This is a genomic window from Haloarchaeobius baliensis (assembly GCF_052060055.1).
Lineage (GTDB): Archaea > Halobacteriota > Halobacteria > Halobacteriales > Natrialbaceae > Haloarchaeobius > Haloarchaeobius baliensis.
In genome coordinates, this window is sequence record NZ_JBPPFR010000001.1 from 546,395 (window position 1) to 568,742 (window position 22,348).

A 22,348-nucleotide genomic window follows, 5' to 3' on the forward strand; every position below is an offset into this window, starting at 1 on the left:
GTCGCGGTCGTGTCGGTGACTCGTCACCCCAATGGATTCAATAGCGAGGGCGTCGAAATCTTCGAACGAATGACCCGCTCGGCGCGTCACCGACGCGAACGCGTGACACTCGCCAGACTACCGTCAGGCGTCGAGATCACGACGACCGTCCACAGCTACGAGGGCCCGGAGGACGGACCGACGGTGTACGTGCAGGCGGCCCAGCACGGCCGCGAGATAAACGGCACCGAGGTCCTCCGCCGACTGCACGACGAGCTGCCGACGACCGACCTCGCCGGGAGGCTGGTCGCGGTCCCGGTCGCGAACCCCCTGACCTTCGACCGCGTCTCCTACACCACGCCAGAGGTGCTCGACTCGGTCAACCCGAACATGAACCGCGTCTGGCCCGGCGAGGCCGAGGGCAGCCTCCACGAGCGGATGGCAGCGGCGCTCTGGGAGTACGCCGGCGACGCCGACGTCATCGTCGACCTCCACACGGGGAGCCCGTCGATGCTCACCCACACCGTGTTCACGCAGGGCGACGACCGCTCGCGCGAGCTGGCGGAGGCGTTCGGCACGGACCTGTTGCTCGCCGAACCGTCGGGCGAGGACGCTCCTGAGACCTGGCACCGCCGGGGCTTCGACGGCAAGCTCCGCGTCGCCGCCAGCGCGGAGGGCATCCCCGCCATCACGCCAGAGCTCGCACACAACAAGCAGATCGTCGAGGACGCGGTCTCGACCGGCGTTCGTGGCGTGCTGAACGTTCTCCGTCACCTGGAGGTACTCGACGGGCAGGTCATCGCGGGCGAGCCGCCACGCGTCGCCCGGAACCACCTCGGCCGCGTCGACGCCGAGGAGTCCGGGCTGTTCCGGCCGAACCCGTCGCTCGAGCTCGGACAGCTCGTCGAGACCGGCGACCACCTCGGCCACGTCTACCACCCGTCGACGTACGAGGTGCTCCAGCGCGTCGAGAGCACCCGCGACGGCATCCTGTACGCCATCACGCGGGAGGCGACGGTGAAGGGCGGCGACCGGCTCGCCAGCGTCGCGATTCCGGTCGCGGAGGAGTAGTCGTCGGCGTCCAGCCGGTCGGCGATGTCAGGCCCGCGCCGGCAGCAGCTCCGACAGCGATGCCTTCCGCAGCTCGCCGTCGAGCCTGACCAGCACGTCGAGCGACGGGTCGTAGTCGTACAGCAGCTCCCGGCAGACGCCGCAGGCCGAGATGACGACCGGCTCGTTCGCGGGGTCGTCGTCCCGGTAGCGCACCGCGACCGAGCAGTCGAACGAGTCGTGGCCGTCGGCGAGCGCGTTCTCGAGGGTGACGGGCTCGCAGTGGACCGTCGCCTGGTCGACGGTCGATTTCAGGTTTACCGCGGTGTAGACGGTGCCGTCCTCGGTCCGCAGCGCGGAGGCGACGCGGTGTCTGTCGGGGTCGAAGCGCGCTTCGAGCGTCTCGACGGCGGCCTCGACCAGTTCGTGGTCGGCGGCGTAGGGGGGTCGGGCGTCCATACCATCCCTTCGACCGCGGGGGCAAAAAGCGTCCGTCAGACGGCGCCGGACCGTAATCGTGATTACTCGGCGCCCATTCGGTCCGTCCCCATGTCCGACGACGACCCAGCGGCCTGGTGGGACGAGGCGTACGAGCGCGACGCGGCCCCGTGGGACACCGGCGAGCCGCAGCCGGCACTCGCGGACATCGCCGACCGCACGGAGCGCTGGCGCGTGCTCGACCCCGGCTGTGGGACCGGCACGCACGTCGTCCACTTCGCGAGCAACGGCCACGACGTGGTCGGCGTCGACGTCTCCGAGAACGCCGTCGAGCGTGCCCGGGCGAAAACCGCCGAGGCCGATGTCGAGGCGACGTTCCACGTCGACGACGTGCGCGAGCTCGACGCCGTCGACGGGCCATTCGACGCGGTCGTCGACAGCGGGATGTTCCACGTGTTCGCCGGCGACGAGCGCGAGCGGTACGTCGATGCGCTCGCGAGTGTGCTCGCCGAGGGCGGCCGGCTCTTCCTCGTCGCGTTCGGGGCCGACGCGCCCGACGACGCCGGGCCGACGCCGGTCGCACACGACAACGTCCGCACGGCGTTCGCCGACGGCTGGAGGGTCTGCGAGGTGCGCGACGCGGGGTTCGAGACGCGACACGGCACCGTGCCCGGGACCTACGCGGTCGTGGAGCGGACCGGAGTGAGAAGCGAGAACTGAGCGAGACGGGAGCCGGCGTCAGAACGCGCGCAGCTCTTCGAGCACCGCGGCGGCATCGCCGGAGTCGATGGTCTCGCGGGCGAGGTCCAGCCCCTCGTCCAGCGACTCCACGTCGTCGCGGGCGTACATCCGGAACGCGGCGTTGAGCGCGATGGCGTCGGCGAACTGGTCGTCGCGCTCGCCGGCGAGGACGGCCTCGGTGATTGCGGCCGAGTCCACGGCCACGTCGTCGACACCGAGGTCCTCGCTCTCGAAGTCCATGCCGAACTCCGCGGTCTCGATCTCGTAGTCGGTGAGCTCGTCCTCGCCCGCTCGCCACTCGGCGACCTTCGTGTAGCCGGGGCGGATGTCGTCGTACCCCTCCATGCCCTGGAACATGACGACCTTGCTCACGTCGAGCTCCTCGCTCGCGGCGAACGTGTTGCAGGTCTTCTTCGCGAACGCGAGGTGGTAGAACGAGCCGAGGTGCACGTCCGCGTTGGCGGGGTTCGCGAACGTCTCGATGGTGTTGACGAACGTCCGGACGCCCATCTGGTCGCGCCGGTCGAACAGCTCGTGGACGCCGGGGTTGAACGCGGGCTGGTAGTAGAAGCCGAAGCCGACCTCGTCGACCATGTCCGCGCTCTCCTCCGGTTCGAGTTCGGTCCGGACGCCGAGCTCGTCGAGCACGTGCTTGTAGGCGTCCTGCTTCTGCGTGGGGACGCGGTCGCCGCTGTGGGCCACGACCGGCGTGCCTGCGGCGGCGGCGACGATGCCCGCGCCGACGCCGAGGATGGCCGACCGGCCCTTGCCGTCGTAGTTCGCGCCGCAGTCGACGGGGTCGCAGTCGGGTTCTGCGGTGACGACGCTCTCCTCGCGCATCACGTCGGTGTACGCCGCCAGCTCCTCGGGGTTGTTGCGCTTCCAGCGGTTCGCCAGCCAGAACGCCCCCAGTGTCGTCGGGTCGGGCTCGCCGCCGAGGATGCGCTGGAACGCCTCGCGGGCCTGCGCCCGGTGCATGTCCTCCGCGGACTTGTGGCCGGAGCCGACGACCTCCGTCATCAGCCGCTTCAGGTGCCATTCGCCGTACTCGCGGGTCGCTTGTGCCATGAGCGTGCGTTGGGACGGTCCGAGGAAAAGTCGCCCGGTCCGTTTTCGGCGACCTGGAATCGGGCTGGTACCACCGGAGAGATTCCCTCCGCGATATATTTCAACAATTGTATGTATCTCGTCATCCCACTCTGGTTCATGGTTGGTGCTTCGATTCAACGGTTCTCGATTCTCCTCCTACTGTTTGGCGGCTTTCTGGACCTCAACGGTACGATATCCGGTTACATGGGTGCGCCTGTGTACGGGTTTCCACTCATGATATTTGCGCTGGTGCTCGGCCTCTTCGGGCTAGTGCTGGAGATGCGGGACGAGTTCTCGTAATCCGTTCCTCGGTCGTCGTCAGCTCGGCAGTCAGGCTATCGCTCTTCGAAACACGTACCTTGCACAGGTCCCTAGCGCCGACGATGAACACGCAGTCGGGCGACTGGCGCGAGGACATCGACGAGGTCGATGCCCGCCTCATCGACGGCTACCAGTCGGGCTTCCCGGTGGCCGAGCGGCCGTTCCGCGTCGTCGGCGAGGCGCTGGGCGTCTCCGAGTCGGAGGCGTTCGAGCGCGTGCAGCGACTCCGCGACGAGGGCGTCTTCCGGCGGTTCGGTGCCGTCCTCAACCCGCCGGTCATCGGCTCGTCGACGCTCGCGGCGGTGCGGGCTCCCGCGGACCGGTTCGACGAGGTCGCCGAGGTCATCAACGGCTACCGGCAGGTGAACCACAACTACCGGCGCGAGCACGAGTGGAACATGTGGTTCGTCGTCACCGCCGGGTCCCGCGAGACCAGGGACCGCATCCTCGACGAGATCGAGGAGCGAACCGGTTGCGAGGTACTGAACCTCCCGATGCTCACCGACTACTACATCGACCTGGAGTTCCCGGTCGTCAACGCCGACCGGTTCGCCCGGGAATCGGTCGATTCCACCGAGGTCTCGGCGACGCGCATCTCAGAGAACGCGACGGGCGACCTCTCGCGGTTCGACGCCGAGCTCCTGCTCGCCATCCAGTCGGGGTTCCCGCTCTCGGAGACCCCCTATCGCGACATCGCGGCCGAGATCGACGCGAAGCTCGACGAGGACGTCACCGTCGAGATGGTGCTCGAGGCGGTCGAACGGCTCCGCCAGGACGGCTGCATCAAGCGCGTGGGCTGCATCGTCAACCACGTCGTCACCGGGTTCTCGAACAACTGCATGGTCGTCTGGGACGTGCCCGACGACGAGCTCGACGAGCGCGGGCTCACCGTCGGCGAGCTGCCCTACGTCACCCTCTGCTACCACCGTCCGCGCCGGCCCGAGCAGGACTGGCCGTACAACCTGTTCACGATGATCCACGGCCGCGACGCCGACGCCGTCGACGAGAAGGTCGACGAGCTCGCGACGGAGTACCTGCCGGTCGACCACGAGCGGCTCTACTCCACCGAGACGCTGAAGCAGACGGGCGCGCAGTACGAGGAGCTGGTCGGGGAGTAGCTGCGGGGCGGTGCGGTGGCGGTTGCGGGTGCGGTGGCGGCGGGGCAGTGCGGTGGCGGTGCGGTGGCGGCGGTCCTGGAATCGTACGGCCGCGAGCGCAGCGAGCGGCCGTTTCACCGCGGCGAGCGCAGCGAGTCGCGGCGTTTTTGGTCCAGATTTTTGCGCCGAGCGGTCACGCTCCGCGTGACCCGAGGCGGAAAAAGGTGGAACCCAAAGGCTATTTTACGCCCATCGCATACGACCGATAACTCATGTCCCGGAGTCCTTCGCTGCCCGACCGTCCGCGGTTAGACCTCGACCCGGACATGTCGGAGGAAGAGCGGCTCTCGGCGCTCCGTGAGCACTTCGAAGACGTGTCCGAGGTGCACGACAAGCTCTCCAGTCAGCTGGAGGCTGCCCACGAGCGCCGCGACGAGCTGAAAGAGGAGGTCGACCAGACGGAGCGTGAGAACGAGGCGCTGAAGACGTCCTCGCTCTACATCGCGACCGTCGAGGAGATCGACGAGGAGGCACAGGAGGCCGTCGTCAAGCAGCACGGCAACAATCAGGAGGTGCTCACCGACGTCTCCCGTCGGATGAGCGAGGAGCTGCAGGCGGGCGACCGCGTCGCCGTCAACGACTCGTTCTCGGTCCAGAGCATCCTCGCGAACGAGACCGACGCCCGTGCGCAGGCGATGGAGGTCGACGAGAGCCCCGAGGTCGAGTACGCCGACATCGGCGGCATCGACGAGCAGGTCCGCGAGGTCCGCGAGGCCGTCGAGGAGCCGCTCATCAACCCCGAGAAGTTCGACACCGTCGGCATCGACCCGCCGTCGGGCGTGCTGCTCTACGGCCCGCCGGGCACCGGGAAGACGATGCTCGCGAAGGCCGTCGCGAACGAGACCGACGCCACGTTCATCAAGATGGCCGGCTCCGAGCTGGTCCGCAAGTTCATCGGCGAGGGGTCCCGGCTGGTGCGTGACCTGTTCGAACTCGCCTCCGAACGCGAACCGGCTATCATCTTCATCGACGAGATCGACGCCATCGCGGCCAAGCGCACGGAGTCGAAGACCTCCGGCGACGCCGAGGTCCAGCGCACGATGATGCAGCTGCTCTCCGAGATGGACGGCTTCGAGGCCCGGGGCAACATCCGCATCATCGCCGCGACGAACCGCTTCGACATGCTCGACCGCGCCATCCTCCGGCCGGGACGCTTCGACCGTCTCATCGAGGTTCCCGAGCCCAATTCGGAGGGTCGCGAGCGCATCTTCGAGATCCACACCGAGCAGATGAACATCGCAGCCGACGTCACCTTCGCCGACCTCGCCGAGGAGACGGCGGGCTACTCCGGCGCGGAGATCGCCAGCGTGGCGACCGAGGCAGGCATGTTCGCCATCCGAGACGGCCGTACCGAGGTCCGCAAGCAGGACTTCGTGGAGGCGCTGGAGAAGATCGAAGCCGACGACGGCGGCGAGTTCGTCCCCTCGGCCGGTCACGCCACCTACCACTACTGAGCAGCCAGCGCCCACTCCGGGACCGCGAATCGCAACTTCCTTTCTCTCGCGCCGACTCGCTCGACCATGGAGCCAATCCGCATCGTCTGGGGGCAGGCCACCGGTCCGACCGAGATGGCTGCCTACGACGCGGCGCTGGCCGACGCCGGCGTCGAGAACTACAACCTCGTCGGCGTCTCGTCGGTCATCCCGTCCGACGCCACCGTCGAGCTCGCCGGCACCGCCCCCGACCTCGGCCCCGTCGGGAACCGCCTCACCGTCGTGCAGGCCTGCGCCACCGCGACCGAGCCCGGCCACGTCTCCGCCGGGCTGGCGTGGGCGACCTCGCCCGACGGTGGCCTGTTCTACGAGGCCGCCGGCCCGACCGACGAGGACGACATCTGCGAGCGCGTCCGGCGCGGCCTGGCGGCCGGTGAGTCGCTGCGGGACTGGGCGTTCGACGACCCCATGGTCAGGGTCGAGAGCGCGTCCGTCGAGCCCGGGACGTACACGACTGCGGTGGTGCTGGCGGTGTACGGGGACTCCGAACCGATCCTGTGACCGAACTGGGTGTCGATTGTTTACGGAACGTCTGTTGTTCTCTGAACCGTCGGTGACGACAACAGCCAGAAAGCCCCGAGGCGCTGGAGTCGGGGGGCTCGCTGCGGTCCTCGTGCCTGCGGTCCTTGCGTCGCCCGCCTTCCTCCAGCGCCTCGCCCCTTTCAGTCCCACCCCACAGCACCGCACCTCAGACCTCCCCAACCGATTGCGCTCCTCAGTCGCTAGCGCTCCCTGCGGTGCTCATCCCTCGCGCGAGCGTTGCACTCGCACGCCTCGCTGCGCTCGGCGACGAGTGCGGCCACGCGCCACCCCGGCTGGCTCTCCTATCGTCGCAGTCAGCCGAACACGGCAGCGATGAGAACGCCTTTCACCCGAACCGACGACGCCACAGGTATGAACGTAGATCTGGGCAACGCGCTGGCGGCGGAGGCGTCCCCCGGAATCTCCCGGGAGAATTTGGAGCGCCTCGACGAGCAGGTCGCGGCGGCACACGAGCGAATCGAGGCGGGTATCGAGGCACGGGAGCACGGCTACGCGGCGCTGGCGCTGCCGGAGACGGTCGACACGGACGCCATCGAGGCGGCGGTCGAGCCGTTCGCGGACAGCGAGGCGGTGCTGACCGTGGGAATCGGCGGGAGCGCGCTGGGCGCGGCGACCATCGCGGACGCACTCGAATCTGACGTCGAGGCGCACTTCCTCGACAACGTCGACCCGGAGCAGGTGTCCGCGCTGCTCGACGACCTCCCCCTCGACGCGACGACGGTGAACGTGGTCTCGCGTTCGGGGACGACGGCGGAGACGCTGGCCAACTTCCTCGTCGTGCGCGATGCGATGGAGGATGCGGGCGTGGACTGGACGGACCGGACGTTCGTCACGACGGGTGAGTCGGGGCCACTGCGCGAGCTCGCGGACCGCCACGACCTGCCGTCGCTGCCCGTGCCGGACGGCGTGCCGGGCCGGTTCTCGGCGCTCTCGACGGTCGGGTTGGCGTGTGCGGCCATCCAGGGCCACGACCTCGACGCGCTCGTCGCGGGGGCGGCCGCGCAGCAGGAGCAGCTGTCGGGCTCGCTGTTCGACTCGCCGGCGTACGCCTACGGGGCCATCTGCTACGCGCTGGACGTGCGGGGCGCATCGGTGAACGCGATGCTGCCGTACGCGGAGTCGCTGGAGACGTTCGCGGAGTGGTTCGCCCAGCTCTGGGCCGAGAGTCTGGGGAAGGACGGGCTCGGACAGACGCCCGCGCGGGCCCTCGGTGCGACCGACCAGCACTCCCAGCTCCAGCTCTACCGTGCCGGCCCGCGTGACAAGCAGGTGACGTTCGTCCGGCCCCGCGAGCGCGAGGACCACACCATCCCGGAGACGGAGTTCGAGGCGCTCTCGTACCTCGGCGGGACGGGACTGGGCGAACTGCTCGACGCGGAGTTCGAGGCGACCGAGGCGAGCCTCGCCGCGGCGGGTCGGCCGAACGTCCGGGTCGAGATCGACCGCGTGGACGAGTACGGGCTCGGCGAGCTGCTGTACGCGATGGAGGCGGCCTGCGTGCTCGCCGGCGAGCTGTACGGCGTCGATACGTTCGTCCAGCCCGCCGTCGAGTGGGGCAAGAACGCGGCCCGCGGCCTGCTGGGCGGCGGTGACTTCCCGGAGGCGGACGCGGTCCAGGAGAAGCGGACCCTCCGGATCGAGTAGCAGAGGGCCTATGTCGTTCGCGCCGATACCTCCGGGCATGGACGAGAGCTACGTCGACCGTCACGGGGGCTCGCCACCGTCGGACGACACCTCCCCCGTCGACATCTTCAAGACGTTCGTCCGGTTCCTCCTGCTCGGCTTCGGGAGCCTCGCGCTGCTGTTCGTCATCCAGATCGTCCTGGTCAGCATCTCCGGCATCCCCGTCCCGGTCCCCGAGAACGACCCCCAGGCGCAGTTCATCGCCCAGCTCATCACGTTCCTGAGCCTCGGCTTCGGGACCCTCATCGTCGCCGCGGCGTACCTGCAGAACTCCGGCCGGGACTGGTCGTTCATCGACGTCGAACTACCGTCGCTGCGAGACGTCGCCTGGACGCTCGGCGGGTTCGTCATCCTCATCCTGGGCTTCCTCGCCGTCGTCTCGCTGTTCGACCTGCTCGGGCTCTCGCCGGCCGAGCACAGCAGCACGGATTCCATCATCAACGCCACGCCGCAGGTCATCCTGCTGGTGCTCGTCGCCCAGCTGCTCGTCGTCGGGCCCGGGGAGGAGCTGCTGTACCGCAACGTCATCCAGAAGTCGATGTACGACGTGGTGAGCCGCCCGGTCGCGGTCGTGCTCGCGAGCGCCATCTTCTCGCTGGTGCACATCCCGGCGTACTCGGCCGGCGGCGCGAGCCTCGGCGGGGTCGCGACGACGCTCGCCGCCATCTTCGTGCTCTCGCTGGTCCTCGGCGGGGTGTACGCGCGGACCGAGAACGTCGTCGTTCCGGCGATCATCCACGGGAGCTACAACGTGCTCTCGTTCTACTCGACGTACGCCACGGGCGGCAGCGGCGGCGGGAGCGAGGCGCTCACCTGGCTGTTCTGACGTGTCGTACAGCCGTCTGACGAAGGTTTTTCGACCTACAGGTCGTAGTGGAGGGGGATGCCAACGCGCTACGCGGTCGTCTGCGAGGACGACGTGAGCGAGCGCATCGAGCGACTCGCCCGCGAGTACGACCTCACCGAGCAGGCGGTGCTCAGGCAGCTGATCGAGCGGGGCCTCGAACAGACGGAGGGCTAGGAGTTCGAGGGGTTCTTGCGCGAGAGCGGGCTGCCACAGATCGGACAGCGGTCCTTCTGTTCGTCGAACTCGCGGCCACAGCCCTGGCACTGGAACAGCCAGTCACGGCGCTCGTCGATGCCGTCGCGCGCGATGACCTCGACGGCGACGTTGAGCTTCTCGGCGACGTTCTGCATCGCGTAGTCGTCGGTGACGAGCGTGCCGTCGAGCTCGAACGTGGCGGCGACGAGGCGGACGTCGGTGTCCGAGAGGACGGAGAGGTCACCCGTCTCGCGTGCGGCGCGACGGACCCGTTCGGTCGTCTCGGAGTCGGGAATGTGGATGTGCATCCCGGCACCCTCCATGGCGTCGTAGCGGTAGACGCTCTCGTCTTCGAGCTCGTCCCGGACCATCGGGATGGTGGCGGTGTCGTTGGACGTGTGGTACTCGTTGATGAATGCGGAGGAATCGAGGACGTACATCTAGCGTTCGACGACGATGTAATCCTTCACGGCCTGGACGTGTCCGACGGGGATACGGAAGCGACCGCCTTCGTCTCGTTCGTAGGAGACGCTGCGCGTCGGTGTGTCCTCGTGCGGGTCGACGAGGATGTCGTGGAGTTCGCCGCTCTTCAGGTCCATCGTGATGTTGTACACGATGCCGAGTTCGGTACCGTCGGAACCCATCACGTTCTTGTCCGACAGGTTCTCCGCGAGTACGTCTGGCATACTATGGCCATTCCCCACGACCGGTAATAAACGCCACGGGGACGGTCCGACACGTGGCTGACGCTCCGGAATCTCGCCTCGCCTGTCACAGGAACCGACGGAACTGCCAGTACAGTCCCGAGAGTGCGTTCCGGAGCCCGGCGACGGGGTGGAAGCCGGCATCCGGGTCGTCAGCGCTGTCGAACCCGGTGGCGAACTGGTCCGTGGCCACGTGTCGCAGCTCGCCCGTGTGCACGCGGCGTCCCTCGTCGTCCGTCACCCGGAGCAGTGCCACCTCGCCGGAGACGCCGACGACCCGGTAGACGGGTGCGTCGGCACCGGACGGGCGGTAGTGGTCGCCGATGCTGGGCATGGTACGCGCTGCTCGCGCGGCGCACATGAATCGGTCGCTCCGTGTGAACCGCTTCCACCGATGGCGGCGGAACGGTGGAGTTATACGCCGTCCTGCGAAGGTTTAGACAACACTTCTTCAGGGTGGCACTCATGTCGGATTCGGATACAACCCCCACGGACACATCGGCGGACGCACTTCGAACCCCAATCGTCGCGGTCCTCGGCCACGTCGACCACGGCAAGACCAGCCTGCTCGACAAGATCCGCGGCTCGGCGGTCATCGAGGGCGAGGCCGGGGCCATCACCCAGCACATCGGCGCGACCGCCGTCCCGCTCGACGTGGTCTCCGACATGGCGGGCGAGCTGGTCGACCCCGACGACTTCGACCTGCCCGGCCTGCTGTTCATCGACACGCCCGGCCACCACTCCTTCACCACCCTGCGCTCCCGCGGCGGCGCGCTCGCCGACATCGCCGTCCTCGTCGTCGACGTCAACGACGGCTTCCAGCCCCAGACGCTGGAGGCCATCAACATCCTGCAGAACACCCAGACGCCGTTCATCGTCGCCGCCAACAAGGTCGACACGGTGCCGGGCTGGAACCCCAACGAGGACAGCCCCATCAAGCCGTCGTACGACGCCCAGTCCGATCGCGTCCGCGGCGACGTCGACGAGCGACTGTACGCCATCATCGGCGAGCTCTCCGACCAGGGCTTCTCCGCCGACATGTACTGGCGCGTGCAGGACTTCCAGAACAACATCGGCGTCGTCCCCGTCTCCGCGATGACCGGCGAGGGCGTCCCGGACCTCCTCGCGGTCATGATGGGCCTCTCCCAGCGGTACATGAAGGAGGAGATGGAGATCGACGTCGACGGCCCCGGCGTCGGCACCGTCCTCGAGGTCAAGGAGGAGCGCGGCTTCGGCACCACCGTCGACATCGTGCTCTACGACGGCACCATCCGCGAGGACGACACCATCGTCGTCGGTGGCGAGAACGAGCCCATCGTCACCGACGTGCGTGCCCTGCTCCAGCCCCGCCCGCTCGCCGAGATTCGCACCGAGAGCCGCTTCGAGCAGGTCGACAGCGTCGGTGCCGCGGCCGGTATCAAGGTCGCCGCACCGGACCTCGACGAGGCGATGGCGGGCGCACCCATCCGCGTCGTCGGCGACCGCGACCTCGACGAGGTCATCGAGGAGGTCCGTGCCGAGCTCGCACAGGTCGCCGTCGACACCGAGGAGGACGGCGTCGTCGTCAAGGCCGACACCCTCGGCTCGCTGGAGGCCATGGCCGACGCGCTCTCGGAGGCCGAGATCCCCATCGTCCGCGCCGAGGTCGGCGACATCGCCCCGCGTGACGTGGCCGTCGCCTCCACCGCGGACGACGACCTCCACCGCGCCATCCTCGGCTTCAACGTCGACGTGCTCGGCGACGCCGCCGACCGCGCCGAGATCGAGGACGTGAAGATATACACCGACGACGTCATCTACCAGCTCGTCGAGGAGTACGACACGTTCGTCGAGGAGCAGCGCCAGTCCCAGCAGGACACCGTCCTCCAGAACATCGCCCGTCCCGCCCGCTTCCAGATCCTCGACGACCACACGTTCCGCCAGAGCGACCCCGCGGTCGTCGGCGTCGAGATCCTCTCGGGCACCATCAAGAAGAACCAGAACGTCGTGAAGTTCGACGGCAACGACCCCAAGCGCGTCGGCGAGCTCAAGGGCATCCAGGAGCAGGGCGAGGACGTCGACGAGGCCCGCGCCGGCAACCGCGTGAGCGTCGCCATCGACGGCCCCACCGTCGGCCGCCAGATCGAGGAGGGCGACGAGCTCTGGATCGAGCTCCCCGAGAAGCACGCGAAGATTCTCGAACAGGAGCTCAAGGAGGAGATTCCGATGGACGAGCGCGAGGCGCTGTCGATGTACCTGGAGAAGCAGCGCAAGCGGGACCCCTTCTGGGGGAAATAGACCTCGCTTTACTTAATCTATACGTAAGACCTTTCTTCCCTCCGAATAGAGGCATAGGTGTGTATGGAAGACGGTTACACGAACTACACCCTCCGAATGCGAGAGCGAGACCGGGACGAATGGAAAGAAGCAGTTGAAGAATCAGAACAGTTCACCTCTCTCTCACAACTCGTCCGCTATTCTGTAGAGCAAGAAATTAGACGCATAAAAGACCGACAAGAAGGAGAACTCACAAAAGAAGAACAGGAAGTGATGGACAAAGTAGAGTCGGAACACGCACTCACACGGGATTTAATAAGCAAGCTAGAAGAACTCACCGAACAAGTCAAAGAAACAACAATCACCGAAAGCGATCTTGAAGCTATGAATCACCAACAAACCCAAACCATTCTCGCCAACTTCAAAGAGGACAAAGATGAGTGAAGAAGAATCCGACGAACCCCAATACAAAGAAGAGACTCACAAATCCAACGATGAACGCAAGAAGGAGATCCAAGACCCCTACTTCAAAGAATTTTATGGGGATATAAAAACAGACAAACGGGGCACACAAACTCCTCACGGATACAGAGAGACCCTTTTGATGTTAGAAGAATGGATGGAAGAGAATGATATTGATTCATGGCAGGATCTAACTCGCTACCATATGACGGAGCTGAAGAACTATCTCGAAGAAGACAAAGGTCTGTACGGAAGCTCCGCAGACCGCCACTTAGACAGGCTCAGACTGTTTTTCAAATCGGATGAGGCAATCAAAGAAGCAGGCGTATACAAAGAAGATTGTATCGATAAAATTAACGGGTTTTCCAACACGAATCAGCAACTCTATCAAAAAGTTACAGGCGAGGATGTTATCTTTGTCACCAAAGACGAATATCGAGAGATGTTGGAAGCCTGTAATTCCACTCGTGAGGAGATTATCATTCGGACTCTTTGGGAGACGGGAATGCGACGGTCTGAACTTGCTGAAACTACCCTACAGAAGGTCAAGATAGACGAAAAGAAAATCGAAGTGGACAACAAGAAGAACGATAAAACCCGCACTATTCCTTTCTCCCCCGACCTCTTACCAATATTGAGAGAATGGATGGAGTATGGCGGACGTGAGCAATATTCGAAAGCAGAAGATTCCCCTTATCTAATAGTCACCCAGCACTCCGAGCAAGTCCAGCCTGCGTATATAAACAAGATCGTTCGAAGGGTAGCTGACCGTGCAGGAATTTCAGAGAGCTATGCGACTGACGCTATGGATAGAAAACTCTGGAAACCCACTGCACACCACTTCAGGAACGCATACGCCACCTATCGAGTTGCCGAATCTGAGGGCGCTGGAGCGATGAATTTGAAAAAATTGGCTGAACTCATGGGTCACTCGAACACCGAACAAACAGCCCGCTACGTGGGTCTTCTGGAAGATGATCTTGAGGAAGCTAACGAGAAGTACCGCCCGAAGATGAAAGACAAAGCGAGGAACTTAGCGAGAGAACTCTAAGTCTTCTTTTCAGATAGAAAATTCCTGTACTGCGTGCGTATATAACGCCCATACAGTATCAGTCAGCCACATATACAGCAGTGAAGAATCAGCCTCAGCGAGGAAAGTGTCTATATACCTTTTTCTCAGTCTTAACAATTGTTAAGATTCTTCACAATTGTTAAGATTCAAAAATACGTATTTACACACTTCCCGAAATTCCACTATATTCTTGCTATATTTTACACCTTGAGACCATAACATATTTAAGGGGTGTACAATATACATTTATACGCTTATGTCAGAGAAGCAAAGTTATCTAAGAGAAGTAATTTCGGGGGGTAGAGTGACTATTCCTTCGGAAATTCGGGACGCACAGTATTACGAAATAACAGAAGAATCGCTTGACGGCGAGGAGGTGATTGTCCTTAGAAAGGTCAACACTGAGAAGTAACTACGAGGTGATAAAAATGATTGAAAACAGGAACTTACACTTACAATATAGTATCGCATCGGGTATAAATGTTAGGGTATTGACTAGAATCTCCGTGCAGGCGGGTGATGAGTATGTCTGCTGACTACCCTTCGTCTTCAATTAATTGGATGGATGAAGAGCGTAAGGAGAAGGTAGAGCAGGAAGTGGACCGACGTGGAATGAGTGGTACATCTGAACTAATGAGGGAGATCGTGGATATGTATCTATCTCGCTCATCCTTAGAAGAAGAGGTTGACCAGTTAGAAGCTGAAATTGAAGCGTTGGAGCAGGAAGTAGAACAGAAACAGGACCAGATAGAGAACAAGCGAGAAGTCCTTGAGTACAAGAAGGAGCTACTATCTGAGCAGGAATCTGTTTCCCATGAGATAGAGCTGAAGCTAGAGCATCTTGCGGGGATGAAGCAACTCGATATGCAGTACGAGTACAATCCTCGCTACAAAGAGGTGCTTCAGAATCATCCTCACATTTCTACCCAAGAGGAGTTAGAAGACCTGATCGAGGACTACGTGGACGAGGTAGATCCACAGGAACGACTCCCTCAGAATGTGCTAGAACAGGCTGGAGGTGATGAACTATGAGTGGATACGGTTTCCTCCAGTACATCACGCAAACAGGGTTAGGTGCTAACTGGGAAAATGTGGCGTATGAGGTAGATGACAATGGAATCCTATTCGATGAGGATGAGATGGAGATCACAGTCACGTCTGATATCGTTCACGCAGGCGATGATGTCCTACAGATCAATCCGTATCAATTGGCTAATATCGGTAACTCCTACGATTACACTATCCAGTTCCAGAATTTTGAGTGTGAGTTGACCATATCTGAGCTGGAATCGAAGTTAGATGACCGGATGGTTCAAATAACGGGGAGAGTGGACCACGTAACCGACACTGACGCAGTAGTTGCTGAAACGGTCCATGAATGCCAAGAGTGCGGAGAGAAGACGACTAAGACACAGAACATCATCAAAGCGGGACTGGAAGAGCCCTCTACCTGCGCTACGTGTGAGAAATCGAGATTCAGTGAGCTAGAAGATCGGCGGAAGCGTGTAGACCGAAAGACGGCTGTTGTCTCTGAATTGGTGGACGACGCAACAGAGGATTCCGAGTCTATCGTTCTACGTCTATTCCGTGACGAAGATAGACAGGCAATCAGAGCGGGTGAAAGGGTCGAAATTACAGGAATCCTCAAACACATAGACGATAACAAGACTGGCGAGAGTCACAAGGAGATAGTCGTCATCAATGTCGAGACGGATGACTCCGATAGCGTCGATGTTCCAGAGGAGAAGGAACAGGAGTTAGTAGAATTCACTAAGTCGGACGACTACGAGCAGAAACTAATCGACTCCTTTGCACCTCATGTTGTCTGCCGAGATGCAGAGAAACGGGGTCTACTATATTCTGCTGTTAGTGGCTCTGGAGGCGTTCCTGAACACATCAGAGACACGTCGCACGCTCTGATGATAGGCGACCCGTCAACGGGTAAGTCGGAGCTGATGAAGTACCTTCAGGAAGTCTTACCAAATTCCGTTATGGCGACGGGATCTTCATCGACTGGAGTTGGGTTAACCGCAACAGTTGAGAAGAACGAGGAAACTGGTGAAACCATCGCCTCGGCAGGGGCACTTGCCCACGCTCATGATGGTGTAGCATTCGTTGATGAACTGGACGAATTCAGCGAGGACAGTCTAGGAAAACTCCTATCGACGCTTTCTGACTCACAAATCAAGCTCAACAAGTACAACATCAATACAACGCTCCCTGCCAATACCGTCTTTATTGGGTCAGCGAACCCGAAATACGGGGAGTTCAGCGGACACATGAACATCAAGGATGAGTTTGACTTCCCGCCGGAGTTGCTGGCGAGGATGGACCAAATCTTCGTGGTGGAGAAGGACCCATCTAATGCAGTTGAGAAGGCGAAAGCTCAGGCAGGTATAGGAAGGGCACAAGACCCTCCTCTAAGCAAGGAAGAGCTTGAGATGCTTATCTACCTTGCCCGAAGCAAGGAAGTCCATTACGGGCAAGATATGCTCGAATATGCGTCCGAGATGGTTGGTCAACTGATTCAGAACTCGGATGCTGGTGATATGCGCTCTGGTGGAGCAGTCCACAGGCTCGCTGTTTCGTCGGCAAAACTCCATCTCCGGGATGAAGTGACGAAGGAGGATGTAGACAAGGCGATTGAACTGGTCGCTGAATCCCTCGAACGGATTGGTGAGGGTTCGGTTCAGTATACAGGACTGACGGAAGATCGAGTAGATGCTGAACAGGCAGTAGAGGAAGTCCTTGAAGTGATATATGATGATATCGATGAGGCTCCGACTCGTCAGAACATCACTGAGCGTCTAGTTGAGTCAAAGGACATGGAACCAGAGACGGTTCAGAGTGCGATTGATGCTAAGTTGGAGCAACCTGAGTTCTTCGAGGTTGATGGTAAAATCGTGTCTGAGGCTTCGAGCTAACTGTTTTCTCCGTTTTTCGTTGCTTTTCCGACTTTCCCGAACACCTTTGGGAAGGTATGTATATTTGTAGATATGTAGATATGACAGACAAACTAAATGTCTCTGATATCAGGCGTATAGTGGTGAAAGACATAGCGATGGGCATTGATTCCCAGCCGACCCAACCAGAAGTTCGGTACTACCTCCGACGTGGACAGTACGTGATTCAGGACGTTGGCTCGAAGGGATACGATCTCACCGTGTGGAATGATGACGGCTTCAAGATGAGAGTGATTGCGGTAGCGGATACCGACGTAGAACCACAAACAAGTGTTGTACGGGGTGGTTCGCTATGAGCCAACCTGAACCATACTATGTAGCATATTATGAACAACTAGATGGCTACGGTCTAACTGACGAACAGAAGGATGAGATAATCTACATGTACGAAGAGGGTATGATCGATAGCGAAGAAGCGTATGAAATAGCAGAGGTGATGTCGTCATGAGCGCACAAGCAGAGAACTACACGCTGGACGACTTCACAAACGATTCTTCAACGTGTGCGAGCTGTGGTGTGGATCCTGACTCTTCATGGGATATACCTGAAGACTCAGCGGTGGGTCGGTGTTTATCCCTAGAGTCGGATTCAGAAGTGTGTGATGAGTGCTTTAATAATATGAGCGGTGTCTACAGGGCAGGTGATAACGTATGAATCCGAACGACCTGCCTCCAGAAGACCAGCCTCGACCGACCGAGGAAGAGGCGGAAGAGATTGAACAGGAACAGCGAGAAGAGGCACGAGAAGAAATGAATGAGGAAGATCATCACATCCTCAAATGTGTGCAGTATGGGGTTGATTCCGAGGGCGAGAGGGTAGCTGATAGTGTGGAATACATCCCTACGGAGCAGATTGACCCTGAAGATCTAGGCAGTATGAAAAGTGCGTATGATACTGCGGTGTGGATGACTTATTCGGAAGCGGATGAGGATGCACAACAATACTCGGATGACCAGCTCCTCCACGACTAGATCGCTGTTTTTCGCCCCTATTTCTACTCCGCTAATATAGTTCGATTTTGTCACTAGTTTGGAGACAAAGCTGACGCTCAAATTCTCGCCCGACAACCCTTGTTATGGATCTATATTCAAAACTTCACCGAGAGACAAACCCCACTTTCTACGACTACCCTGAATTCCACCTATTATTACTCCCTACAAAAATTCTAGAAACCTACAGAAAGTCCTCAGCATTTTCATACAATTCTGACTTCTCTGCGTTAGGAAGCATATCTTCACACAGGATGTAACACTTAACGTTCCCTTTCTCTGTTTCTATAATTACTCCTTCTTCTTCTAATTCTTTAAGTGTCCGTCTGATGGTCTTCTCACTGATCTCATACTGATTCATCTCTACATATTCTACTACGTCTGCTACTGATACTGTGTTACTGAACTGTTCCCTCTGATATTTCGCTAACACTTTCTGAACCTGAATTCTATTTCCCATGTATACATACACGTGATTCTCTCCTATTACTATTTTCAACTGTTAGATACGTTCAGAAAAGTTCCCTGATAAAAGGCGGTTCGGCGTGATATGGTTTGTTCGACAATCAGGCATACAGAGCAGGTATGCCAGCTGGATCTTTCATATGGTGGATTTGGCTGTTCACAGTACTTTGTATATCACCTCCACCAGTAACATCGTGTCTTGCTCCTATTAGTTTTCATACTATACTATATTTAATTTAGAACTTATAGTAAGGCAAAATAGTTTTACCCTTTAAGTAAGCTTTTATAAACGCATGAATTTGCAAAATGTACTTAGCGGTCGATCAGGTGAAACGAACCCCTTCGATTTCGGGGAAACATCAATATACGACGCTGTAATGTCGTTCTTGTTCTTCTCAGCAATAGCGTCCATATTCAGTAACTTCGACTTCAGTATTCCAACTGGAGCAAGTACGACAGTCAATCTGTCCGATGTTGCGTTTACATTAGGTGGAGTTGACTGGACATGGGGCGTTGTGCTAGGTCTCGGACTCTTCTCAGTCCAGATCTATCAGTCCGCACAGGCCATTGGACGTAGCAACAATGCTGACGTGAGAGCGTATATTGAGTCGCTCCCTACTGGAACCACGATTCTTGTTGGTTTCACTGTAGTTGCGTTACTCGCATACGCTCTACAGGGTCAGATGACTCTTGCTGCGGACATCTACAACGCCATTACAGTAGAGTACTGGAGGCAGGTTGTAGCAGTTCTAGCATCGACTTACGGATACCTCGCAATCACGACGGAGAACTAATTTGGGTGATCTATAATGAATGGAATAACTCAAAAGTTGATGTCGTTTGTGATGGCGATAGCGGTATTGTCCGTCACTGTGGTCGGAGGCGCATATGTCTCTCCACAGCACGAAATAGATGATGTCAGTCCGGTCGGTGAAGCAGATGCTATAGCCCCTGTCGTAGCTGGTGCAGGCATCCTAGCAGGAGTTGCTATAATGGGTGCTGCCGACTATGTACAATCTGAGTACTTCGACGGCGCAGAGGACGTGGAACAGGCCACTGATGAAACACTCAGGGAAGCTGTCCACGACGACGCTATAGTGTCTCAGGGTACTAATGAGGGCTTCCTCGACAACGTTGATAACGATATCAACACCATCGAGGGTTCTCTTGAGCAGAAGCTCGGTCAAGCCTTCATTGCTGAGGGCGATTCAGTCAACTCAGAAACTGAGGCTGTCACTCTCGCAGAAAATACGGCTTCAGACTATCTGTGGACTACTCAGCAGAATCTCATTGAGACTCACAATTACCACGCCCTGTCCGTTCACACATACATGGAAAAGCTCGACTCGGTGAATCAGTCGAGTGATTACGGAGCCGTTCATGTATATGATATCGAAAGCGCATCAGATTTCGAAGCTGTCGCTGATACGTATGACAGTAATGGATATGCTGAATTCACACAACCAGTAATCCTGAATATCCAATCTGACCTTGCGTTCGACTCAAATATGTCGTATATGAAGATGAGGGCTCCATTCGTGATCAACGGAAACGGTCACGAGATAACTACTAGTACGTCCTTTGCGACGATCTTCCCAGAAGATTCGTCAAAAGGTAGTATAAATAATCTAACGACAAGCACCATCGGATCTAGCTCTAGTGGATCTGTAAATCTGCAAAATGTTACTGTAGATACAGTCGAATCCGGCGTGACTTACTATGCTGACTCTGACACATCTATCAGTACTGCTAATGGTACATCTACCGATAGCAGAGTAACTGTAGATCTCGCCTCTTCAGGTCAGAATGTCACAATGGACCCATCAGACCTCTCTAGTTCAGTTCCGACAGTGACTGTTGGAGAGTCGGATGTAACACTAACCGCAGTCAAGGTTAATGTTGATCCATCCTACGCACAGTCCTCTGATGATACAGTTAAGGTGGCTATGCCTTACAACGTATCTGATTCTACAGCAGTGACAGATAAAAACGTAGTAATCCAAACGAGTACATCAGGTGTACAGTCCTATGCTGTACCTGTTGACTTCGTGAGAGCCCACGATCTCGTCACACAGCGAGATACTCTATCTGCTGAGACGTACAGTATCAGTTCGCAGTGGGCGAAAGATATCTGGTCTAATGGCCTCAGTTCTATTGCTGCTGACGACTCCAAATCCGTCACGGACATGGAGGGAGTCTACGACGAGCTAGGGACTTATACAGTCTCAGCTGACCCAGATAATCCAGCTACAGTCCTTTCACTGTACACGGGTACGTATGAGACAGTCGTTGATCCAGCTAACGCTCGGATGACGGTGACTGACTCGAATGGAACACATGAGAATGTCGTTCTATTCAGCACGGATATGCAGTATCTAGCCGACCAAACGTCGGATAACACGGTACTCGCAGAAGACGATACATTCGATGTGTCTACTTCCACTCAGAGCAATTCTGAGTCCTTCACGAGTGTCGCTCAAGGAGATACTGTCCAGCTGTCTAATGGCAAGATAGACACAATCACATCCGCTACAGATAGTGGTGGAACAGATGTGTCCTCGAACGTCTCTATCGTAGATGCTGAAGCAGGTATAATCGAATACACTGGTTCCTCTACGATTGACCTCTCAGTGTCCTATGACTACACAGAAGGTCCTCAGAGAACGTTCGCTGTTGACCCTAGCAGTGGAGAGCGTGTCTCTCTGAATGGTAGTGTCACAGTGGACAGCATCACAGTTGGCGACGATTCCGAAGTGTCTTCCGTGGAAATTCGGACGTTCGATACTACTGAGACCAACCTAACTAACGTTGCTGACCGCCTCGACAGTCAGTATACAACGACCATTGAGGTCGCTGATAGAAGTGGAGGTGGATTCAGCTTTGGAGATCTTGGCCAAACTGGTATCATCGCCATAGTCATTATCGGTGCTGCTGCTGTGCTGATCCTTGGAAGATCCCCGGTCTAACCCTACATAGTGGTTAAACCTTTGGGATTTGCGGTACTTTTTCTTTGTATATGAAACGTCGATTTATCACTCTGATAGTGGTATGTTTAGTTCTAGTATCGTCCATGGCTATGCCCGTTATGGCACAGTCCGAACAAACCGATTCTGACACGGATTCACCAGAAGAACAGGATGCTGAGTCTTTTGACGGTGATAGTAGTGATCAGAGTAGTGATGAAGAGAGTTCTGAGGATTCTGAGTCCGATTCTAGCGATGAACAAGAATCTGAATCAAGTGGTACGGATATCACTCCACAGGAAGTCCTCACGATCATACGTATAGACGATAGAGAGCAGTTTAATGCGGTTCAGCAGTGGGTCGAGAGTCCATCGTCACAGGACAACCCTGAACTGCGTCAGAGGGCGCAGGAGTGGGTTTCAAACATCGAAGAGCAACAGCAGGAGAGACGGAATCAGATGGAAGGCTACAAACAGATATCCAGTTCCGTTGAGGTAGTCGGATACGAGTTTAATAGTGAAGAAGAGACGGTCACGCTCCTGATTCAGTCATCTGAGAGGAAGACGGTCACGCTACAGGATGTTTCGGCTACGATAGCTTCTGATAGTGGTTTCTCCTACCGGACTGAGCAGGTCAAAGCTGGCGTGACGGAGATCCAGATGGAGGCGCAGGAGGAGAAGGTGAATGGCAGTCAAACGCAGATGATTGCTGTAGTCGATCCCGAGGCCCAACGTGGGGATACGATTGAGAGACGAGATGAGTCTTCGTTCTTCTCGACGTTGAAGTGGTGGTATATCCCACTTGCTGGATTCGGTGGAGGTGCGCTGATATTAATTCAAACTGTCCGATTTGTCAGGAACAAGGAACAGGAAGGTGAGAATGAATTCATCCCATTAGAATAATAGCATACAACAACATATAACTTAAGTGATATAACT

Annotated in this window: 26 protein-coding genes; 20 read left to right on the forward strand and 6 right to left on the reverse strand. The window is 58.6% G+C overall.

Going from position 1 to position 22,348, the window contains the following annotated elements:
* The first annotated feature begins 69 nt into the window (after positions 1-69).
* A complete protein-coding gene (locus ACSG06_RS02770; protein WP_440988734.1) occupies positions 70-1,050 on the forward strand; it encodes a succinylglutamate desuccinylase/aspartoacylase family protein in 981 nt (326 codons plus the stop codon).
* A 27-nt stretch (positions 1,051-1,077) separates the two neighbouring features.
* Here the strand turns inward: ACSG06_RS02770 and ACSG06_RS02775 are convergent, their stop codons facing one another.
* Entirely contained in the window at positions 1,078-1,488 is a 411-nt protein-coding gene (locus ACSG06_RS02775; protein ID WP_440988735.1) for a cytidine/deoxycytidylate deaminase family protein, read from the reverse strand.
* A 90-nt stretch (positions 1,489-1,578) separates the two neighbouring features.
* On the opposite strand from ACSG06_RS02775, the gene ACSG06_RS02780 reads away from it, so the two are divergent.
* Entirely contained in the window at positions 1,579-2,187 is a 609-nt protein-coding gene (locus ACSG06_RS02780; RefSeq protein ID WP_440988736.1) for an SAM-dependent methyltransferase, read from the forward strand.
* 18 nt (positions 2,188-2,205) lie between these two features.
* On the opposite strand, the gene ACSG06_RS02785 is transcribed toward ACSG06_RS02780, so the two are convergent.
* Positions 2,206-3,276 (reverse strand): anthranilate phosphoribosyltransferase, encoded by a 1,071-nt coding sequence (locus tag ACSG06_RS02785; protein WP_440988737.1) that lies wholly within the window; start codon positions 3,274-3,276, stop codon positions 2,206-2,208.
* Between the two features lie 111 nt (positions 3,277-3,387).
* Between ACSG06_RS02785 and ACSG06_RS02790 the strand changes: the two genes are divergently transcribed.
* The 7 genes from ACSG06_RS02790 to ACSG06_RS02820 all read left to right on the forward strand — a co-directional run bounded on the left by ACSG06_RS02790 (position 3,388) and on the right by ACSG06_RS02820 (position 9,515).
* Positions 3,388-3,597 carry a hypothetical protein gene (locus ACSG06_RS02790; RefSeq protein ID WP_440988738.1) on the forward strand — a complete coding sequence of 70 codons (210 nt, stop codon included), beginning with the start codon at positions 3,388-3,390 and terminating at the stop codon, positions 3,595-3,597.
* Positions 3,598-3,680: 83 nt separating this feature from the next.
* Positions 3,681-4,736: a siroheme decarboxylase subunit beta gene (ahbB, locus tag ACSG06_RS02795; RefSeq protein ID WP_440988739.1), complete on the forward strand. Its 1,056-nt coding sequence runs from the start codon at positions 3,681-3,683 to the stop codon at positions 4,734-4,736.
* A 251-nt stretch (positions 4,737-4,987) separates the two neighbouring features.
* The gene (gene pan2, locus ACSG06_RS02800; protein WP_440988740.1) at positions 4,988-6,229 is read left to right on the forward strand and encodes a proteasome-activating nucleotidase Pan2; all 1,242 of its coding nucleotides are present in this window, start codon (positions 4,988-4,990) and stop codon (positions 6,227-6,229) included.
* A 66-nt stretch (positions 6,230-6,295) separates the two neighbouring features.
* Complete coding sequence (locus ACSG06_RS02805; RefSeq protein ID WP_440988741.1) at positions 6,296-6,769, forward strand: pyruvoyl-dependent arginine decarboxylase; 474 nt, start codon at positions 6,296-6,298, stop codon at positions 6,767-6,769.
* Between the two features lie 393 nt (positions 6,770-7,162).
* On the forward strand, positions 7,163-8,455 hold the full coding sequence (locus tag ACSG06_RS02810) for a phosphoglucose isomerase-related protein (RefSeq protein ID WP_440988742.1): 1,293 nt from the start codon (positions 7,163-7,165) through the stop codon (positions 8,453-8,455).
* A gap of 37 nt (positions 8,456-8,492) precedes the next feature.
* Complete coding sequence (locus tag ACSG06_RS02815; RefSeq protein ID WP_440988743.1) at positions 8,493-9,320, forward strand: CPBP family intramembrane glutamic endopeptidase; 828 nt, start codon at positions 8,493-8,495, stop codon at positions 9,318-9,320.
* Between the two features lie 57 nt (positions 9,321-9,377).
* Positions 9,378-9,515, forward strand: coding sequence for a CopG family transcriptional regulator (locus ACSG06_RS02820; protein WP_440988744.1), 138 nt, complete (start codon positions 9,378-9,380; stop codon positions 9,513-9,515).
* Here the strand turns inward: ACSG06_RS02820 and ACSG06_RS02825 are convergent.
* From ACSG06_RS02825 to ACSG06_RS02835, 3 genes are all read right to left on the reverse strand, one after another.
* A complete protein-coding gene (locus ACSG06_RS02825; RefSeq protein WP_440988745.1) occupies positions 9,512-9,976 on the reverse strand; it encodes an NOB1 family endonuclease in 465 nt (154 codons plus the stop codon). The two genes, ACSG06_RS02820 and ACSG06_RS02825, sit on opposite strands and share 4 nt — an antisense overlap.
* Positions 9,977-10,222, reverse strand: coding sequence for a PRC-barrel domain-containing protein (locus tag ACSG06_RS02830; RefSeq protein ID WP_440988746.1), 246 nt, complete (start codon positions 10,220-10,222; stop codon positions 9,977-9,979).
* A gap of 85 nt (positions 10,223-10,307) precedes the next feature.
* On the reverse strand, positions 10,308-10,574 hold the full coding sequence (locus ACSG06_RS02835) for a hypothetical protein (protein ID WP_440988747.1): 267 nt from the start codon (positions 10,572-10,574) through the stop codon (positions 10,308-10,310).
* Positions 10,575-10,705: 131 nt separating this feature from the next.
* Between ACSG06_RS02835 and infB the strand changes: the two genes are divergently transcribed.
* The 8 genes from infB (at position 10,706) to ACSG06_RS02875 (ending at position 17,964) form a co-directional block, all read left to right on the forward strand.
* Positions 10,706-12,517, forward strand: a complete 1,812-nt coding sequence (gene infB / locus ACSG06_RS02840; protein WP_440988748.1) for a translation initiation factor IF-2 — start codon at positions 10,706-10,708, stop codon at positions 12,515-12,517.
* 63 nt (positions 12,518-12,580) lie between these two features.
* Complete coding sequence (locus ACSG06_RS02845; protein ID WP_440988749.1) at positions 12,581-12,940, forward strand: hypothetical protein; 360 nt, start codon at positions 12,581-12,583, stop codon at positions 12,938-12,940.
* Complete coding sequence (locus ACSG06_RS02850; protein ID WP_440988750.1) at positions 12,933-14,009, forward strand: tyrosine-type recombinase/integrase; 1,077 nt, start codon at positions 12,933-12,935, stop codon at positions 14,007-14,009. The genes ACSG06_RS02845 and ACSG06_RS02850 overlap by 8 nt, the downstream gene beginning before the upstream one ends.
* Positions 14,010-14,555: 546 nt before the next feature.
* Positions 14,556-15,062 carry a hypothetical protein gene (locus ACSG06_RS02855; protein WP_440988751.1) on the forward strand — a complete coding sequence of 169 codons (507 nt, stop codon included), beginning with the start codon at positions 14,556-14,558 and terminating at the stop codon, positions 15,060-15,062.
* The gene (locus tag ACSG06_RS02860) at positions 15,059-16,954 is read left to right on the forward strand and encodes an ATP-binding protein (protein WP_440988752.1); all 1,896 of its coding nucleotides are present in this window, start codon (positions 15,059-15,061) and stop codon (positions 16,952-16,954) included. The genes ACSG06_RS02855 and ACSG06_RS02860 overlap by 4 nt, the downstream gene beginning before the upstream one ends.
* A gap of 80 nt (positions 16,955-17,034) precedes the next feature.
* Positions 17,035-17,289 carry a hypothetical protein gene (locus ACSG06_RS02865; RefSeq protein WP_440988753.1) on the forward strand — a complete coding sequence of 85 codons (255 nt, stop codon included), beginning with the start codon at positions 17,035-17,037 and terminating at the stop codon, positions 17,287-17,289.
* On the forward strand, positions 17,286-17,441 hold the full coding sequence (locus ACSG06_RS02870) for a hypothetical protein (protein WP_440988754.1): 156 nt from the start codon (positions 17,286-17,288) through the stop codon (positions 17,439-17,441). Before ACSG06_RS02865 ends, ACSG06_RS02870 begins: the two co-directional genes overlap by 4 nt.
* Positions 17,442-17,643: 202 nt before the next feature.
* The gene (locus ACSG06_RS02875; RefSeq protein ID WP_440988755.1) at positions 17,644-17,964 is read left to right on the forward strand and encodes a hypothetical protein; all 321 of its coding nucleotides are present in this window, start codon (positions 17,644-17,646) and stop codon (positions 17,962-17,964) included.
* 202 nt (positions 17,965-18,166) lie between these two features.
* On the opposite strand, the gene ACSG06_RS02880 is transcribed toward ACSG06_RS02875, so the two are convergent.
* A complete protein-coding gene (locus ACSG06_RS02880) occupies positions 18,167-18,442 on the reverse strand; it encodes an HTH domain-containing protein (RefSeq protein WP_440988756.1) in 276 nt (91 codons plus the stop codon).
* A 298-nt stretch (positions 18,443-18,740) separates the two neighbouring features.
* Here ACSG06_RS02880 and ACSG06_RS02885 point away from each other — a divergent pair, with 298 nt between their 5' ends.
* The 3 genes from ACSG06_RS02885 (at position 18,741) to ACSG06_RS02895 (ending at position 22,312) form a co-directional block, all read left to right on the forward strand.
* Positions 18,741-19,241: a hypothetical protein gene (locus tag ACSG06_RS02885; protein ID WP_440988757.1), complete on the forward strand. Its 501-nt coding sequence runs from the start codon at positions 18,741-18,743 to the stop codon at positions 19,239-19,241.
* Between the two features lie 15 nt (positions 19,242-19,256).
* Positions 19,257-21,413, forward strand: a complete 2,157-nt coding sequence (locus tag ACSG06_RS02890; RefSeq protein ID WP_440988758.1) for an Env/VP5 family phage fusion protein — start codon at positions 19,257-19,259, stop codon at positions 21,411-21,413.
* Between the two features lie 119 nt (positions 21,414-21,532).
* The gene (locus tag ACSG06_RS02895; RefSeq protein WP_440988759.1) at positions 21,533-22,312 is read left to right on the forward strand and encodes a DUF8063 family protein; all 780 of its coding nucleotides are present in this window, start codon (positions 21,533-21,535) and stop codon (positions 22,310-22,312) included.
* Positions 22,313-22,348 lie beyond the last annotated feature (36 nt).

Bases quoted from the DNA above. Each gene is read 5' to 3' on its own strand.
- ACSG06_RS02860 (WP_440988752.1), top strand. From the start codon at position 15,059: ATGAGTGGATACGGTTTCCTCCAGTACATCACGCAAACAGGGTTAGGT.
- ACSG06_RS02870 (WP_440988754.1), top strand. From the start codon at position 17,286: ATGAGCCAACCTGAACCATACTATGTAGCATATTATGAACAACTAGAT.
- ACSG06_RS02835 (WP_440988747.1), bottom strand. From the start codon at position 10,574: ATGCCCAGCATCGGCGACCACTACCGCCCGTCCGGTGCCGACGCACCC.
- ACSG06_RS02790 (WP_440988738.1), top strand. From the start codon at position 3,388: ATGTATCTCGTCATCCCACTCTGGTTCATGGTTGGTGCTTCGATTCAA.
- ACSG06_RS02865 (WP_440988753.1), top strand. From the start codon at position 17,035: ATGACAGACAAACTAAATGTCTCTGATATCAGGCGTATAGTGGTGAAA.
- ACSG06_RS02890 (WP_440988758.1), top strand. From the start codon at position 19,257: ATGAATGGAATAACTCAAAAGTTGATGTCGTTTGTGATGGCGATAGCG.
- ACSG06_RS02855 (WP_440988751.1), top strand. From the start codon at position 14,556: ATGTCTGCTGACTACCCTTCGTCTTCAATTAATTGGATGGATGAAGAG.
- infB (WP_440988748.1), top strand. From the start codon at position 10,706: ATGTCGGATTCGGATACAACCCCCACGGACACATCGGCGGACGCACTT.
- ACSG06_RS02850 (WP_440988750.1), top strand. From the start codon at position 12,933: ATGAGTGAAGAAGAATCCGACGAACCCCAATACAAAGAAGAGACTCAC.
- ACSG06_RS02780 (WP_440988736.1), top strand. From the start codon at position 1,579: ATGTCCGACGACGACCCAGCGGCCTGGTGGGACGAGGCGTACGAGCGC.
- ACSG06_RS02845 (WP_440988749.1), top strand. From the start codon at position 12,581: ATGGAAGACGGTTACACGAACTACACCCTCCGAATGCGAGAGCGAGAC.
- ACSG06_RS02880 (WP_440988756.1), bottom strand. From the start codon at position 18,442: ATGGGAAATAGAATTCAGGTTCAGAAAGTGTTAGCGAAATATCAGAGG.
- ACSG06_RS02805 (WP_440988741.1), top strand. From the start codon at position 6,296: ATGGAGCCAATCCGCATCGTCTGGGGGCAGGCCACCGGTCCGACCGAG.
- ahbB (WP_440988739.1), top strand. From the start codon at position 3,681: ATGAACACGCAGTCGGGCGACTGGCGCGAGGACATCGACGAGGTCGAT.
- ACSG06_RS02785 (WP_440988737.1), bottom strand. From the start codon at position 3,276: ATGGCACAAGCGACCCGCGAGTACGGCGAATGGCACCTGAAGCGGCTG.
- ACSG06_RS02885 (WP_440988757.1), top strand. From the start codon at position 18,741: ATGAATTTGCAAAATGTACTTAGCGGTCGATCAGGTGAAACGAACCCC.
- ACSG06_RS02770 (WP_440988734.1), top strand. From the start codon at position 70: ATGACCCGCTCGGCGCGTCACCGACGCGAACGCGTGACACTCGCCAGA.
- pan2 (WP_440988740.1), top strand. From the start codon at position 4,988: ATGTCCCGGAGTCCTTCGCTGCCCGACCGTCCGCGGTTAGACCTCGAC.
- ACSG06_RS02825 (WP_440988745.1), bottom strand. From the start codon at position 9,976: ATGTACGTCCTCGATTCCTCCGCATTCATCAACGAGTACCACACGTCC.
- ACSG06_RS02775 (WP_440988735.1), bottom strand. From the start codon at position 1,488: ATGGACGCCCGACCCCCCTACGCCGCCGACCACGAACTGGTCGAGGCC.
- ACSG06_RS02830 (WP_440988746.1), bottom strand. From the start codon at position 10,222: ATGCCAGACGTACTCGCGGAGAACCTGTCGGACAAGAACGTGATGGGT.
- ACSG06_RS02895 (WP_440988759.1), top strand. From the start codon at position 21,533: ATGGCACAGTCCGAACAAACCGATTCTGACACGGATTCACCAGAAGAA.
- ACSG06_RS02875 (WP_440988755.1), top strand. From the start codon at position 17,644: ATGAATCCGAACGACCTGCCTCCAGAAGACCAGCCTCGACCGACCGAG.
- ACSG06_RS02820 (WP_440988744.1), top strand. From the start codon at position 9,378: ATGCCAACGCGCTACGCGGTCGTCTGCGAGGACGACGTGAGCGAGCGC.
- ACSG06_RS02815 (WP_440988743.1), top strand. From the start codon at position 8,493: ATGGACGAGAGCTACGTCGACCGTCACGGGGGCTCGCCACCGTCGGAC.
- ACSG06_RS02810 (WP_440988742.1), top strand. From the start codon at position 7,163: ATGAACGTAGATCTGGGCAACGCGCTGGCGGCGGAGGCGTCCCCCGGA.